The following is a 15097-nucleotide window of genomic DNA, read 5'->3' as shown; positions in this document are numbered from 1 at the left end:
GCGGTCAGTAGGGCACGACGCGTGCTCCCAGCTGTTCGGCGAACGCGATCGGGTCCGCCCGGATGGCGGTGGATGACGCCGGTGACCAGCCGCCGGAGACGGAGGTTGTGGGTCTGAACGGCGAAAACCGAGGGAGGTGTGACCCTCCAGCATCGGCTCTGCGGCGCCGCCGAGCTGTTCCTTCTGAAAGTAGTGGTCCATGAACGTGAACCACGCCGCGGCCTTCTCGTCCGCGGTCTTTGCCGTGTCCGCGATGGTCCTAGCCGTGAGTTTGGCTGGCCGGATCGCCGGCACGCTCCCGGACTGAAACGGCCGGCGATCCGTTCTCCGGTAGGTCAGGCGGGGTATCGCACGCCGACCAGCCGCTCGGAGGCCTCCCAGAGTGTGCGGGCGTCGTCCATGCTGCGCAGCGGAGGCCACAGCTCGCGCCGGGCAGGAGCGCCGCTGATGTCGCCGCGTCCCTTGGGGCCGTAGAACTCGCTCCCCCGCGAGTCGGGACCGGTCGCGGCCAGCAGTGCCGGCAGCGCGGCGGTGTCGACGGTGCCCGCCAGGCCGAGGCGCGAGAGCACCCGGATCAGGCGGACTGAGGCGGTGTCCTTCCGCCGGCCCATGCCGGGCTGCGCGGCCAGCAGGTTCGTCGGCGAGACCCCGGGGTGGGACAGGTTGCTGGTGATGCCCCACCCCGCCACAGCACTGCGCTGGTCGAGCTCGCGGGCGAACAGGCCGACGGCGATCTTGGACTGGCTATAGGCCTTGTTGACGTTGTAGCTGCGTTCCCAGTTCAGGTCGTCCCAGTTGATCGCACCGCGGCGTGCGGCGACGCTCGTCTGGTGTGTGACCCGCGCCCTGCCCTGCCGCAGCAGCGGCAGCAGTCCAAGGGTGAGCGCGAAGTGGCCGAGGTGGTTGGTGCCGAACTGGAGCTCGAAGCCGTCCTTGGTGGCCCGCCGACTGGGTGGGGTCATCACGCCGGCGTTGTTGACGAGGATGTCGATCGGACGGCCCTCGCCCACCAACTGGTCCACGAGCGTCGCCACCGACTCCAGCGAGGACAGGTCGAGGGCCCGGGTGGCGACCTTCGCGCCCGGGACGAGGCCGCGGATCCGGTCGGCGGCGTCCGCGCCCTTGGCTGGGTTGCGAACCGGCATGATCACCTCCGCGCCGGCCGCGGCGAGGCGGGTGGCGATGACGAACCCGATCCCGTCACTGGCGCCCGTGACGACGGCACGCTTTCCGCTCTGATCGGGGATGGCGATGTCGATCGCGCGAGCCATGAGTGGTCTCCTTCGTTCCGCGGCGAACCCGCCGCGGGTCGGCGTGGGTCCATGCTGCAAGCTCGCTGCGCGCGGATTCAGGGCTTCCGGATCCACTGACCGCCGATCCCCCTCTGAGCCGCGGAGCGGAAGATGGCGCGCAGGGCGGAGACGACGGTGAAGGCGGGCAGCGTGATGACCACCGCCGCGGTGACGACCCCCAGCATCCCCAGCACGGCACCTGGTCCGCACTGTAGAAACGCTCCGCAGCACGACGTTGACGAGATTGATGGCGACCGCGGCCAGCGTGGGGACGGTGTAAACACGCCGAACGGGGTCGTGGCCACGCCAGTCGTGTCACACCTAGGACTATCAGGCTTCGGCGGGGGCGTCAGCCTCGCTGGCTGTCCGCTGCGCAGCGGTCGGAAGTCGTGGGTCGAGGACCCCGGGGTACACCGGGACCTCGGCTCCGCGCATTTCGGTGCTGGCCCGCACCACAGCTGGCGTGTCCGCCGGTGCTGCAGACGATCGTTAGTTGAGGCGCACGGAGCTGGTGTCTTGGGCAGGACCCACCAGGCACCAAGTCCGCGAAGCCCCGCGATCGCCCGAAACCGATCGGTTCCCGCCACGACTGCGGGTAGCGCCGCGGCCGACTGCGTGTTCAGCGTCACCCAGCGGGATGCAAGACCTCCCAGAGGTGGCCGTCGGGGTCGGCGAAGGTGCCTGTGTAGCCCCACACCCGCTGCTCTGGTTGGGTCGCGGCCATGGCACCGGCTTCCACCGCCGTGCGAACCAGATCATCCACTGCATCGGCCGAGTCGACGGTAACGCTCAGGAGACACTCGACGGTCCCCGCGGCGGCGGTGGCCCGGCCGGCGGTGACCCAACCGAAACCTCCAGTCGGGATGTACACGACACGTGCGCGTTCATTGACGACCACCTGAAGGGGTTCGGGAACCCCGTCCTCGGCGAGTTCTCCCGGGGTCTCGAACCCCAACGCCCGCGCAAAGGTGTACGCGCGCTGGCGGTCTTCGGTCGGTACAGCGATGGTGAGGTCAAAGAGCTTCATACTCGTTGTTGACTGTCCTCGGTGCCACGAACCCTCGGTCGGCAGATGATCCGGACAGCGATCGTGTCCAAGCGCCGCGACGGATCAGCGCAAGGTCCTTCGCCCAGCTCGTGCTGCAGCCGGGGCGCAGCTGTCCGTTAACGATCGTTTTCTGACAGGTTGGAACTGGTGGGCGCCGAACGCAACGTGCTCGGGATCGGCAGTCCAACCGGGAGAGGCGATCACCGCGGGTGAGTGCAGCAGTTTCAGACGAGACGAAGGCGCGGCAGGGGGTCGTCGGCGCCGAGCAGGAGGCCAGCCGCGGCACGTTGACCCGCAGCTCGTAGGCGAGCTGCCCGAGCGTGAGACCGGCAGACTCGGCGACGGTGAACGCCTGCCGCAGCATCTTCGGGAGCTCGCCCGGGTAATCCTGGACGGACTGCGGAGCTTGTTGAGCCGCTGGAAGGCGCGGCGGTACGCAGGCTCTGAGATGGCACCGACCTCCCTGCATCGGTAGATCAGGGAATCGATTGACACGGCCCCATTCCTGGCTCAGCCGGTCGAGGACGTGCAGGTCCATCCTGTGGGCAGCTTTGGTGTGATCATCTCTGCAGACGTGAGGAACTCCGCCGCGAAGGTGTCGGCCTCCTTCTCCTGCTGCGGGTCACCGGTCGCGCGTCGCCGTGCAGGACCAGGTGGCCGAGCTCGTGTGCGGCAGTAAACCGATGCCTGTAGACCTCGTCGCCGCCGCGGCCGGGGGTCAGCACGACGATGGGTCTCGGTGTCTGCGAGGTGAAGAACGCGCCGAACGTTGCAGTTCGGCGCCGGCGAACTTGACGTAAGTGACGATGATGCCGTGACGTTCCAGTGTCCGCACGACCTGCTTGATTCGCCCGGTGCCGAGCTCCCAGTGCTTCCGCAGGCCGCGGGCGGCCTGGGCCGGCTCGGTTGTGGCACCGGCGACGGGGGCTACTTCGCCGGCCCTGAAGCCTGGTAGTGGCCCGCGTTGATACGTATCCGGAACTTTTGGGGGCTCCTCGACGGGCCTACTTGTGATCTTTGGTGCGATCACCTTGATGATTCCGGCACCGACAGAGTTGGCAATTGCTTAGCTAAAGAGGAACGCATGGCACCTGACAGGCCGCTCTTGGCACATGTGCTACGTGGTTCGATTGTGGGGATAGCCGCGAGCTTGTTCTATCCCATGTTTGCATTTCACGTAGCTCTCGTGTTCTTCATCGGCGCGATCGGCGGTTGTGCCGCTGCCAATGTCGTTGGCACATGGCGCTCGCGAAAATGGCGGCAGTTCGGTGCGCACTAGCCGAAGTTCTCAGCCGTGGGCCGCCACAGGCGTCACGACGTGTGTTGCCGGGTTCGAAGGTTCAGATACGGCATAGTTGGTCGGCGCCACGCGTGTTCCAACCGATTCGACGCCGGATGTGTGACGTCAGTTCGATTGTGTTTGGGGCTCATGTTCACTTTAGCGACGCGCTGGAAGATGAGGGTCCAAGCGCTTGGTGCTAGCTTCGCTCAGACCCGTTCTCTGGATGTCCAGCTGGTGCGCCCACCTACTGGCCTGGTGCGGCAGGTGCTCAGGGTCGCGGGTATAACGCTAGTTTCAAGTCCTACCGTAGATACTACTCACTGCTGCCTGGACGGCCGTTCGTTCAGCAACTGATGTCGTAATGTGGCGAAGGCATGTTGACTGGATGCTGCGGCCCTGGAACGGCGCCTACCTCACGAATATGAGTAGATCCAATGCGACGCCCAAAGCCACGGCAAATGGCCTCGCAATTGACATCACACCGAATGACGACGGCCTGCCGGGGATCGCGTCGCTGTGACATCGTGGGCACTGGGGATCCTGGTTAGTTGTGCCTGGCGAGCGCGCGCGGCGGCTTCGTCGTGTTCGTCCGCAGCTCGTTTGAGGGCGCGGTGGTCGTGTTCCGCGATTCCCACACGGGCTCTGGTATCAGAACCTCGACGTCCTCGAACTCCCGAGCGATGAGGACACCTTCGATCTAGCCGAGTCGCTTGGAATGAATCTGCCGTGTCCCATGCAGCGGGCGTCCAGCGCTATCGCAAACACAGATTGAGGCACCTATGGGTCCCGACCCCGTCAGGGCCTCCAGTCCGGGTTATCGGTGTACCACAAGTTGCCATTCTGATCATGACAGCTCCAGACGCCTCCACCGGAGGAGCTGCACCCGACCACACCACTGAAATCCGCGGCGGCGGCAGATGCCGCCTGTGCTCCGCCTAGCGCGACAAAGGCGCCGAACAAGAGAGTCGCCGCCACCTTACTTGCCAGCTTCATGATGTTCCTTTCTCTGGACTGCAGCTGATGCAACCAAAACCGGCACGATGGAGAACGCAGGGTCACGGGGCTCCCCCCTGCCGCGAGCGTCGATCGCGCCGCGCTCAGCCTGACAACGGAAGGCGACGGGGGTCACCTTTCCGGACAACTCCGGACAACGCTGGAGGCAGGGGTGACTGTGTCTGATGTTGTCGAGGCGAACCAAGGCCTCCCTTCCGGGAGGGTTTGCCTGTCAGTACGGCTGCACGCCGAGTGTTCTCATCTCGGCGGCGCGGTGCTCTGCCCCAGCCCGCTGGAACGCTTCGAGAGCGCGTGCGCGATGCGTGCGCTGTTGCGCGGGATCGTCGGTCAAGTCGCCGCGCAGTTGCCAGGCACGTCCGCGCAGGATGTTGTCGCCGTCTTCGGCGAACAGCTGCTCCGCTTCGTCCGGTGCAGCTTCCACGCCCGCGCGGTCGCCCTGATCCACGGCGACGTGTGCGGCCAGAATCAGCACTCCGGCGACCGGGAGAGCTTGCCTCATCTCCCGCACGGATTCCAGCGCGCGACCCAGCTCTTCCCCCGCAGATGACAGGCCACCGCGACGACGTGATGCCTCGGCCAGGACACCCTGCGCGGAGACGACGAGGAACGGGATGCCGACGTTCTCGGCGAGAGCGATCGCCTCCCGTGCATCGTTCTCCGCGCGTTGAAGCTCGCCGGTTTCCACGAGCAGCTCTCCGCGGTTTGACGAGGAAGAAGGCTCGATGAAGATCGTTTCCGGTCTCGGCAGCGTGACACAGCCCGCGCTCCAGAACGTCGGCCTCCTCGTCATACCGGCCGGCTGTGTGCAGGGCGACGCCGAGATTGTCAGCGCCGACAGCATGCGGGTGTCCTCGCCACGCTCTTCGTGGAGGGCGGCTGCCCAGCTCAGGGATCGCGGCGTCCTCGAGCCGCCCCTGCCGCGTGAGGACCAGCGCCTCCATGTTCCGCAGTACGCCCAGCAAGTCCGGGGTCGGCCAAGTCGTTCACGTCGCCGACGAGACGTCGGGCCCTGGAGAAGAGTGCGAGCGCCTGTTCCGGGTGTTCGCCATGCACGTACAGCTGGCTGGTGTCCAGGTTCGCCATCGCGAGAGCATCAATGTCCCTGACTCTGCGGCGTGCTCCGCCGCGGCCTCGTGCAGCTTCAGGCCAGAGACCTGATGCACGGCGAGATTCAGCCACCAGCTGAGGCCCTCGGAGATCCGGAACAGCATCTCCGGGCACTCTCGTTGCGGTGCCTGGTGCGCGAGCTGAGAACATCCGGCGGATGAGCGCTCAACCAGCGGGCAGCCTCGTCCGCGGTCCAGGGCAACCTCGGATAGCGAAACCCGGTCGGGCGAGGCGAGTCTCCCTGCTCGCGTGCGAGCCCGTCGTAGGCCGCCCAGACATGTTCCGCAAGATGTCGGGCGACTCGTGCGAACACCTCTCGTCGCGCTATTGGAGGGTCAGTCTCCTCCGCTCCAGCTCGAACGCGCGCACGAGAGAGTGCAGCGAGATCCTTCCCGCAGCGGACGGGATCGCGAGATTGCGCTCCACGAGGACGGCGGCGGGTGGCCCAGCGTCCACCGTGGCCACGTCGGGCCACCCACCGGTCGGCCTGTGCAAGGGCGGTCGACACCGACAAGCCGGTTGTGTTCGTCACCACCGATGACGGTCACCACCCCAGCACCGAAGCCCTCGACATCGTCCGAGAGCACGACATGCCCGTCTCGCTATTTCCTCAACGAAGACCCGGTCGTCTACAACCACTCCTATTTCGCCGAGTTCGTCGCCCTGGGCAACTACGTGCACTCACACACGCTCACCACTCAGCAGGCACACGAGATCTGCGGCACTCACCCGGATCTCACCCAGTTCGACCCCATCATCGACATCCTCAACCAACGCTACGGTGACACCGGACGTGTCGGCTCGCTGCTGGGAGCTCCCTATGGCGCCTCGGACGACGCCACCGCCGCGGCAGCGCGACGTTGCGGCCTCGACACCATCGTTCACTGGACCGCGACCGCCGAAAACGGCCAGGTCACGCACGCTGCCGGAACAGTGCTTCAGCCCGGGGACATCATGCTGACCCTTCGCTGAAGACCTCCCCGACAACCTCATCAGTATCCGCGACCTCGCCAACGCCGGGCTGACCATCGCACGCCTGGAAGACCACCTCTGAGAGACACCAACCGCGCGAATGACGCCGAGGAGCGCGGGGACGTGGCACGGCGCGGGGTGAGCGGGCGTCATGGCCCACCCACCCCACGGTCGCTGCGGATCTCTCAGCTCATCTGCGAGCGATTCCTCACGATCACCAGCGCCGCGCCGAGGGCGAGCAGGGCCAGCGCTCCCAGGGCGGCACTCATTGATGCCGCTCCGGTGTCGGGCAGTTCGTCACCATCACCGTCGGTGGTGCCACCGGAGTGGTCACCGCCGGAACCCGTCGTGGCGCCATCCTCCGAACCACTTGCGTCGCCGTCCGCCGAGCCACTTGTGTCGCCGTCCTCCGAACCGCTGTGGGAGCCGCCGTCGCTGCCCGTGCCGGAACCGTCGTCGGAGCCAGCGTCCGAGCCGTCATCTGATCCGTCGGGTCCGGCGGTGATCTCGATGTCGTCCCAGCCGATGACCGACTCGTCCTCGGCGAAGGCGGCGACGCGGTGCGCACCGGTGACGCCTTCGGGCAGCTCGAGCTGAACCGCGCCGTCATCGCCGACCACCTGCGTGCCGAGGTAGTGCGGGTCGGAGAAGATCCAGACGCCGATCCGCTCGCCGGCTCGGTCAACGCCGATCTCCGCCGTGATTGTGGCCGCCTCGTCGGCCGTCGGAGGCACGGTGATCCCGCCCTGTGTCTGCGGGGTGAGCGCATCCTCCGTCGGGGTGTCAGCCGGGATCTGCGGATCCGGATCGGCATCCGCGATCACGGTGAGCGTGGCCTGCGCCGTTCCCTCGTCCGCGGTGAGTGTCACCGTGTAGGCGCCTGGGTCGGCGTCGGCGATGACCAGCTGGAACGTCACCACGCCATCGGCGTCGGCGACGCCATCCATGTCGGCCTCGTCAGCTACCTGGAGGTCGACGGCCGAGCCGGGTGCGAACCCTGAGCCCACGACGGCGACACCGGGCGTTGCCAGCTCCGAGACCGTGACCTCGCGCGGGTCGAGCTCGACCTGCGGGTCGTACACGACGGGGTCGGGCACGACGGTGAACGCGGCGGACGCGGTGTCCTCCGCCGCGGACAGCACCACCGGGTACTCGCCCGGCGCCAGTGCCGAGGCGTAGCTGAACTCCACCCGGCCGTCATCGTCGGCCGCCGCGGACTCGATGTCGGTGCCGTCGACGGTCAGCGTCACCTCGGAGGCCGGTGCGAACCCGGCACCGGTCACCGTCACGCCCGAGGACGCGATCTCCGACTCGGTCAGCTCGCTCGGCGCCACCGTGATCTGCGGGTCGCCGACGACCGGATCCTCGACGACGGTGAACGCTGCGGTGGCGGAACCGTCGTCGGACGTGAGCGCCACGCCGTACTCGCCCGGTGCCAGCACCGCGGTGTAGGTGAACTCCACCGCGCCGTCAACGTCGGCCTCGGTGGACTCGATGTCGGCACCGTCAACGGTGAACCTCACCTCGGACTCCGGCGCGAATTCGGTGCCCGTCACGCTCACCCCCGACGAGGCGACCTCCGACTCGGTCAACTGCTCCGGCACCACCGTGGCCTGCGGGTCGTACACCACGGGGTCGGCCACGACGGTGAATGCTGCGGATGCCGTGCCTTCCGCCGCCGACAACACCACCGGGTACTCGCCCGGCGCCAGCACCGCGGCGTAGGTGAACTCCACCGCGCCGTCGCCATCGGCCTCGGCCGACTCCGCCTCGGCGCCATCAACGGCCAACGTCACCTCGGACTCCGGCGCGAAGCCGGTGCCCGTCACGCTCACCCCCGACGAGGCGACCTCCGACTCGGTCAACTGCTCCGGCACCACCGTGGCCCGCGGGTCGTACACCACCGCGTCCGCCTCGACGACCAGTGCCGCGGTGGCCGAACCGTCCTCGGATGTGAGCGCCACCGCGTACTCACCCGGTACCAGCGAGGCGGCGTAGGTGAACCCCACCGAGCCGTCGCCGTCAGCCGCAGCCGACTCGACCTCGGCACCATCAACCGCCAACGTCACCTCGGACTCCGGCGCGAACCCGCTACCGGACACCGTCACACCGGGGTCGGCCAGTTCGGACTCGGTCACCGTCGACGGTGACACGTTGACCTCTGGCTCGTACGTCACCGGGTCCTCGGTGACCGTGAAGGATGTGGCGGCCGAACCGTGCTGTGAGGAGAGCGCGAGGCCGTACTCACCTGGGGGCACGTCGTCGACGTAGGTGAACTCCACCCCGCCGTCTGCGTCGGCCACCGCCGTTTCGATGTCGGCGCCGTCCACGGTCAGCGTCACCTCGGAGGCGGGCGCGAACCCGGAACCTGTGGCCGTCACCCCCGACGAAGCGATCTCCGACTCGGTCAACTCGCTCGGGTCCAGCATGACCTGCGGGTCGTACACCACCGGGTCCGCCTCGACGACCAGCGATGCCTCGGCAGTCCCCACCGCCGCGGACAGCACCACCGGATGCGTACCCGGCGCGAGCGAGGCGGAGGCGTACGTGAACGAGACCTCCCCGTCGGCGTCCGTCGTGGCCGATCCGGCGGCTGCCGCTGCCACCGTCAGGGACACCTCCGATTCGGGCGCGAACCCGCTGCCGGCAACTGTCACGCCAGGGTCGGCCAGCTCCGACTCGGTCACTGTCGACGGCGACACACGCATCTGCGGGTCGTATACGACCGGGTCCTCGGCCTGGCGGTCCAGGTGAATCGGTATCCGGCGCAGGACAGTTCCGGCATCGACGCGATACCTTCACCGGACGCGGAGCCAGCGCCGTCGATCACGCCGCTCAGTTCGTAGTGCACGCGTTCGCCGCCGGTGCCGAAGTCCCATTCGACCTCGAACGGTTCTCCGGCACTAACCGGCGTGCTCGGCATGTTGGTCCACTGCATGGGCGTGGGGAAAAGCCCGCACTGGATGTAGCTTTCGGTGGCGAAGCCGGACATGTTCCCGTCCGCGTCCACCTCGAACTCGACGGTCGCGCCGGTATAGGCGTCGGACGTGCCGGTGTAGTGCCCGCCCGGCGGCGCGGATGCCGCGACATCCGCGATCGCGGTCGCCACGATCCCGGTTGTCGCGAGGACCGCCACACCGGCCGCCGCGAGTTTGCTGCGCAATGTGATCATGAAGTGCTTCGATTCGATGATGAGGACGGCCCCGCGCCACGGCATGACGAGCACGCCCGCTCAACGGGTGCCACCGACAGGGTGGCGATTGTGGTGGCGGCGGTCACGGGCTCCGGACAACTCCGGACAGCGCAGCGGTCCCGCACGCGGCGAGAGCGTCGCGGCGCATGCGCGGCCAGCTGTGAAGGTCTGCTGGTTCTTCGGCGGCGCTGCGCGCGTTGCCTGCCGCCAGGGCATCCATAGCCTGGCGCAACTCGTAGGCGTCGGGTACACCGAGCCGCTCGAAGGCCCGCAGCGCCCGCCGCCACAGCGCCAAGCGTGTCCCAGGCTCGCTGGTGGCGTCGCCGCGCATCCGGGTCACGCGGTCGCTCAACAGCGGGTCGTCACTTCGACCCGACATCTCGTCGGCCTCGGCGAGCGTCTCCCGGGTGTGGAACGCCTCGGTTACCGACACATCGGTGCCCGCCGAACACTTCGATACGCCTCCTTGCACCTCGCCCAGGGCGTGCCCGCCCACCCTCGCATCATGACTGTCGGCGGCCGGATGTTGGCAATGACCAGGGCCTCGCATGAACACGCCGCGAGATCCCAAGTGTACGGTGATTCGAGGGCCATCCATCGGGGAGGAATGCGACGCCCGCGGATTGTGCGGCGGCGCAGAGGGCTCGGGCCGAGGCCGGCCGTAGCGTGTTGCCCGAGGTGTATCGACTGCTGCGTGATCAGGGTTCTGGGCCAGCGCTCCCGTACGCCGCTTCTGCTTCCGGGCAGGCGCGAAGAACCCTGTAATCGGCACTTGGCGATGACCTGCTTAAGGGTGATCATCGCCAATGACAAGCAACACCCGGCCGACCAAGCGGCTAGAACAGACGCTCTTTCGCGACTCGGCCAGCCAACCAGTTTGCCGACAGCAATAGGGCCAAGCAGATCACCGACTTGAAGAGCTCCACCGCGGTCCCAAAGCTGTATTGCGGAATTGCCGAGACGAACGCCACGCGATAGGCGTAGGTGTCGATGACCTCCGACACCTCGAGGTTGAATGGCGTTTGCAAAAGGAGCACCTTTTCAAACCCAGTTGACAGGATCGATCCCATATTGAGTATGAGCAGCGTAACCGTGACTGGCAGGATCCCCGGTAGATCAATATGCCAAATGCGACGAATAAGTGATGCTCCATCCACTTTCGCCGCATCATGCAATTGCGGGTCGATCCCCGCAAGCGCCGCAAGGAAGATGATAGCGGAGTAGCCCATCGTCTGCCATGCTCCGGACCACACGAACGTGTGGCGAAACATGTCGGCACTTTGAAAATCAATCGGGCCCACTCCGGCCACGCCAAGCGCTTGGTTGACAATACCGCCATTTGGCGAAAATAGCATTACGAGCATGCCTACCACAACTACGGTCGAAATGAAGTGTGGCGCGTACGTTATTGTCTGCACTGTGCGGCGAAATCGCGAGGACCGCACGGTATTCAGCAAAATCGCCAATACGATCGGCATCGGGAAGAGTGCCAGCAGCTCATAAAAGTTCAGAATAATTGTATTGCGCAGGATGTCCCAGAATTGGTAAGACGTCACGAATCGAGTGACGTTCTCCAGCCCTACCCACGGCGATCCCCACACCCCTTGAACCGGAGAGAAGTCTCGGAATGCAAGCTGGAGTCCAAACAAGGGCCAGTACAGGAACACTATCGCATAGCCGACTGGCATGGCCAGCAAGACGTAGAGTTGCCACGCCTTACGAACGTCACGCCACTGGCTGCGCTTTCGAGAGCCCGCCAATCGGCTTCGCTCACGCAGCCCAGGGCTATTTTCGGGTTCAGCGCTCACCGCGCGCGCTGCGCGATCACGACGTTTCTGGAGATCGTTCGTCATTTCACGGATCCGATCAAAGCGCCTCGGACGAAGTACTTCTGCACGAAGGGATACACGAGCAGCGGTGGCAGCATAGCGACTACCATGATCGCGTACTTGAGCTTGGCGAAGAGTTCCTGTTGGCGCATCAGCTGACCGACATCGCCTCCACCTATTTGACTTGGATCAATGGTGGATTGCGCAAGAATCTCCCGTAGCACTAACTGTAGGGGATACCAATCGGTGTCATTAAGATAGAGAAACGCACTGAACCAGCTGTTCCATTGCGAAACACCGTAGAACAGCAGGTTGACTGCGATGATGGGCTTGCTTAATGGCAGGGCCACTCGAAAGAAGAACTGCAAGTCGTTCGCGCCATCCATGCGCGCTGCTTCCAACACCTCACTAGGCACGCTCATGACGTAGAAGGTCCTCGTGATCAACATCAAAAAAACGCTCATCGCTCCGGGTAACACCACCGCGGCAGGCGTGTCGAGCAAACCAAGTTGCCGCACGACCATGTAGGTGGGAATAATTCCGGCCGAGAACAACGTTGGCACAAGGAAGAACAGCGTCAACAGACGCCGGTAGGGTAGATCAGCTCGCGACAAGGCGTAGCCAGCCAACACGGTCAAGCATGTCCCGAGAAGCGCTCCTGCAACCGCGTAGAGCACAGAGTTAAGGAAGCCGCGGAGCAGGCGCGGCGAATCAACCAATGTAGCGTAGGCGTCGGTATTGAACTCAACCGGAAACAACCGGACAGCGCCGGAGCTGATCGCACCGCCACTACTAAAGGATGAAGATACTACATAAATTATCGGATAAAGTACCATCAGAGCGAACGTGATAAGTACGGCGTGGTTTACGGCGAGGAACAGTCGGTCACCCCGCGGATCACGGATGGCGCCGCCAGTCGATGCACGCCGCCAGCGCCGTGTCGTCGTGTTTGGAGCTTGCATCATGTTGGCCTGGAATCATACGTTTTCTGGTATAGGTCCAAATACGTCTCGAGACCGATAGCGTTGAATTGGTTGACGTAGTCGTCCCATGCAGTGTCGCTGTCGATGTCCAGCGCGCCGGTGGCAAACTTGGCCATACTTTGAGTGACGTGGCCGTGCACCGCGACAGCCATCTGGGCCTGCGTGGACGCTGTGGAGTCGTCAAAGATCAGCTTCGGAAGTTGCCAGTCTTTCGGCTGCGCCAATGGCTCGTACTCTTTCGTCGCCTCGAACAGCACTTTCTCAAGGTCGGGCGCGGCGGGGTCGGAATACTGCGCGAGACGTAAATCCTCCGAGAAATAGTACATGATATTGGTGCTCCAGCCTTGGCCAAGCGGCGGCGGATAGGCCACGGACTTCCAGACAGCTTGCTCGCCGTTCAGTCCTGGTTCACCTTCAGCCGCCCAGTCCCAGTTTTCTCCCTGTGTACCTGCGTAGCCTGTCATGAGTGTAGTGAGCTCGAGCATTGTGTCAGCCCACCTGACCAATGTGCCCGGGTCGGAGCACTCGTTAGTGATCACAAGCGGATTGCTGCTCGTAAAATTGTAGTCCCACGATGCGTACTGGGTACCGTCAGGACCTTTCAAAGTCGGTACCGCTACATAATCACGCCAGGGCGAGTCGGGTTGGTCGTCGACCGTGGCGAACCACCCTTGGTGCGGAGCGCGGACGACGCCTAGCCTTCCTTGGTTTCCGGCCTCGAGGAGCTGCTCCGCCGACATCGTAAAGAGTGATGAGTCCAGGGTTCCATCGTCGTTCAGCCTCCGCAGGTATCGCAGGGCCTCCCGCCATTCTGGCTTATCAGCGACAAATTCGACTTGGCCATCATGAAGTCGTACCCAACCCCCCGCGCTGTCTCCCCCAGGGTTGTAGAGGAAGCTGCCCATAAAGAAGCGGTCGATACCCGAAGCCGCACTGTTGGCGGCCAATGGGATCATTCCACCTGTCCCCGAGGGATCTTGCTCCTTGAACAACCTCAGAACCTCTCGGAGTTCGTCAATTGATTCTGGAACGCTTGCACCCACGCTGTCTAGGTACTGGCGGTTGATCCACGTTCGCGTGTGATAGGCGTGAAGATGGTACGTGTCGCTCAGGCCGGTGAAGGCATGGACTTTTCCGTCGAGTGACTTTTGCTGATTGATGAGGTCTGGGTAGTCGAGGCGTGCCTGCCGCATGCCCGGCGCGTACGTCTCTATGTAGTCGTCCAACGCGATGAACAAGCCCTGCTGCCCATAGAGTGACACCTGGGCGGGCGTGAACGGGATGAGAAACGCGTCTGGCACGTCACCGGAGGAGATCATGGCGTTGATCTTCGTGAGATCCGGTGTACCATCCGTACCCAGGATGTTGACGGCCTGATACTCGATGCGCACACCAGTACGTTGCTCAAGCCACTTGCTAAACGTGTTGGTGTTCCAGTCTCCAACCACCTCGGCGGCCTGCGGTACAACGATCCTGAAGGTTTTCTCCGGGTTGCCGAAGGCTGCCACCTCACGAGCCCTTGGCCCTACGTATCCGGAAGGATAGATTGGGCCGGGCACTTCCGCGCCGAGCTGAACCTGCTCAACGCCCTCCACGCCGTTCGGCTTGTTCGCTGCTGGTCCAGGACTTGAAGTGCAGCCCGACAGCCAAGAGCCTGCCGCGATCCCGCCAATCGTCAGCGCCCCGCTTCTTATGAGCGACCGTCGACTCAGGCGTGCGGGCATCTGGTTAGTCATCATCGTTGCGTTCCTTTCCTAGATCACCCTTGCGAACAAGTGGCCGCGCCGAACGCGCCGTTCCCGCGCGGCGGGCGGAGTAGACGGCGTCAACGCGCTAGCCGAGGCGGATTACCACACCTGCCGAACGGCGTGTCGCCGACGAACTCTTGACTGGCCCGTGCCGCACGGCACACACAACACGATCTCCGACCTCGACTTCCGGCACGCCCGCTCGTCCGACCGCGCCTGGCACGTCCCAATCCGGCAGGCGCCAGTCGAGCCAGGCCCTTGCGACATCGAGTGCCGGCACGACCGGCTCCCGCGTGATGTCACGATTATCCAGACGATACCCATGACGCATGGCCGAATGCTAGGAGGCAATCAGCTGATCCGCAAGCGGGCAGGCACTGGCCACCTACTCTTGTGCGTCACCTGCAAAGCGCACTATCGTCGTGACATGCCTTGCCTGCACGACGCACACGCGACGAACGAGGCCCGGGCGCGTCCGACGAGCCACGGAGTCGCGCACGCATGGCCCCTGCGCATCGTTATCCGAGCGCCTGCATGGCTCACCCACCCAGGCGGATTGGCCACATGCGCTTGCGGAGGGCCGTTCATCTCGGAGTCGGAGATCACGACACGCCCCCGCGTCGCGGGCA

12 protein-coding genes are annotated in these 15097 nt (G+C 64.9%); 1 reads left to right on the top strand and 11 read right to left on the bottom strand.

From position 1 onward, the window contains the following. Nucleotides 1–335 precede the first annotated feature (335 nt). From JIAGA_RS0116635 to JIAGA_RS0116615, 5 genes are all read right to left on the bottom strand, one after another. Nucleotides 336–1271: an SDR family oxidoreductase gene (locus JIAGA_RS0116635; protein WP_026876544.1), complete on the bottom strand. Its 936-nt coding sequence runs from the start codon at nucleotides 1269–1271 to the stop codon at nucleotides 336–338. 77 nt (nucleotides 1272–1348) lie between these two features. Continuing rightward, nucleotides 1349–1486, bottom strand: a complete 138-nt coding sequence (locus JIAGA_RS34635; RefSeq protein ID WP_157553243.1) for a hypothetical protein — start codon at nucleotides 1484–1486, stop codon at nucleotides 1349–1351. A gap of 431 nt (nucleotides 1487–1917) precedes the next feature. Continuing rightward, nucleotides 1918–2319, bottom strand: a complete 402-nt coding sequence (locus tag JIAGA_RS0116625) for a VOC family protein (RefSeq protein WP_026876543.1) — start codon at nucleotides 2317–2319, stop codon at nucleotides 1918–1920. 581 nt (nucleotides 2320–2900) lie between these two features. Next, nucleotides 2901–3065: an ImmA/IrrE family metallo-endopeptidase gene (locus JIAGA_RS36155; RefSeq protein ID WP_342673660.1), complete on the bottom strand. Its 165-nt coding sequence runs from the start codon at nucleotides 3063–3065 to the stop codon at nucleotides 2901–2903. A 1782-nt stretch (nucleotides 3066–4847) separates the two neighbouring features. Beyond that, nucleotides 4848–5477, bottom strand: a complete 630-nt coding sequence (locus JIAGA_RS0116615; protein ID WP_157553241.1) for a hypothetical protein — start codon at nucleotides 5475–5477, stop codon at nucleotides 4848–4850. An 803-nt stretch (nucleotides 5478–6280) separates the two neighbouring features. Between JIAGA_RS0116615 and JIAGA_RS30295 the strand changes: the two genes are divergently transcribed. Then, on the top strand, nucleotides 6281–6715 hold the full coding sequence (locus JIAGA_RS30295; protein ID WP_051426183.1) for a hypothetical protein: 435 nt from the start codon (nucleotides 6281–6283) through the stop codon (nucleotides 6713–6715). Nucleotides 6716–6900: 185 nt separating this feature from the next. Here JIAGA_RS30295 and JIAGA_RS0116595 read toward each other — a convergent pair whose 3' ends face one another. The 6 genes from JIAGA_RS0116595 to JIAGA_RS0116570 all read right to left on the bottom strand — a co-directional run bounded on the left by JIAGA_RS0116595 (nucleotide 6901) and on the right by JIAGA_RS0116570 (nucleotide 14459). Beyond that, nucleotides 6901–9423 carry an LPXTG cell wall anchor domain-containing protein gene (locus JIAGA_RS0116595; protein ID WP_157553239.1) on the bottom strand — a complete coding sequence of 841 codons (2523 nt, stop codon included), beginning with the start codon at nucleotides 9421–9423 and terminating at the stop codon, nucleotides 6901–6903. Next, nucleotides 9399–9941 carry a hypothetical protein gene (locus JIAGA_RS0116590; protein ID WP_026876539.1) on the bottom strand — a complete coding sequence of 181 codons (543 nt, stop codon included), beginning with the start codon at nucleotides 9939–9941 and terminating at the stop codon, nucleotides 9399–9401. The genes JIAGA_RS0116595 and JIAGA_RS0116590 overlap by 25 nt, the downstream gene beginning before the upstream one ends. A gap of 49 nt (nucleotides 9942–9990) precedes the next feature. Continuing rightward, nucleotides 9991–10404 carry a hypothetical protein gene (locus JIAGA_RS0116585; protein ID WP_157553237.1) on the bottom strand — a complete coding sequence of 138 codons (414 nt, stop codon included), beginning with the start codon at nucleotides 10402–10404 and terminating at the stop codon, nucleotides 9991–9993. A gap of 340 nt (nucleotides 10405–10744) precedes the next feature. Continuing rightward, on the bottom strand, nucleotides 10745–11761 hold the full coding sequence (locus JIAGA_RS0116580) for an ABC transporter permease (RefSeq protein ID WP_084469735.1): 1017 nt from the start codon (nucleotides 11759–11761) through the stop codon (nucleotides 10745–10747). Then, nucleotides 11758–12702 (bottom strand): carbohydrate ABC transporter permease, encoded by a 945-nt coding sequence (locus JIAGA_RS0116575; protein ID WP_211239700.1) that lies wholly within the window; start codon nucleotides 12700–12702, stop codon nucleotides 11758–11760. The genes JIAGA_RS0116580 and JIAGA_RS0116575 overlap by 4 nt, the downstream gene beginning before the upstream one ends. Next, the gene (locus tag JIAGA_RS0116570) at nucleotides 12699–14459 is read right to left on the bottom strand and encodes an extracellular solute-binding protein (RefSeq protein WP_084469734.1); all 1761 of its coding nucleotides are present in this window, start codon (nucleotides 14457–14459) and stop codon (nucleotides 12699–12701) included. The genes JIAGA_RS0116575 and JIAGA_RS0116570 overlap by 4 nt, the downstream gene beginning before the upstream one ends. Nucleotides 14460–15097: the final 638 nt, after the last annotated feature.

The organism is Jiangella gansuensis DSM 44835 (genome assembly GCF_000515395.1).
Taxonomy (GTDB): domain Bacteria; phylum Actinomycetota; class Actinomycetes; order Jiangellales; family Jiangellaceae; genus Jiangella; species Jiangella gansuensis.
The sequence above is the reverse complement of the archived record's forward strand: the minus strand, read 5'-3'. Positions and strand labels throughout refer to the sequence as shown.

Coding starts and splice junctions, on each gene's coding strand:
- JIAGA_RS0116575 (WP_211239700.1), bottom strand. CDS start 12,702: ATGATGCAAGCTCCAAACACGACGACACGGCGCTGGCGGCGTGCATCG.
- JIAGA_RS0116580 (WP_084469735.1), bottom strand. CDS start 11,761: ATGACGAACGATCTCCAGAAACGTCGTGATCGCGCAGCGCGCGCGGTG.
- JIAGA_RS30295 (WP_051426183.1), top strand. CDS start 6,281: ATGACGGTCACCACCCCAGCACCGAAGCCCTCGACATCGTCCGAGAGC.
- JIAGA_RS0116625 (WP_026876543.1), bottom strand. CDS start 2,319: ATGAAGCTCTTTGACCTCACCATCGCTGTACCGACCGAAGACCGCCAG.
- JIAGA_RS0116615 (WP_157553241.1), bottom strand. CDS start 5,477: ATGCTGTCGGCGCTGACAATCTCGGCGTCGCCCTGCACACAGCCGGCC.
- JIAGA_RS0116595 (WP_157553239.1), bottom strand. CDS start 9,423: ATGCGTGTGTCGCCGTCGACAGTGACCGAGTCGGAGCTGGCCGACCCT.
- JIAGA_RS0116570 (WP_084469734.1), bottom strand. CDS start 14,459: ATGATGACTAACCAGATGCCCGCACGCCTGAGTCGACGGTCGCTCATA.
- JIAGA_RS0116635 (WP_026876544.1), bottom strand. CDS start 1,271: ATGGCTCGCGCGATCGACATCGCCATCCCCGATCAGAGCGGAAAGCGT.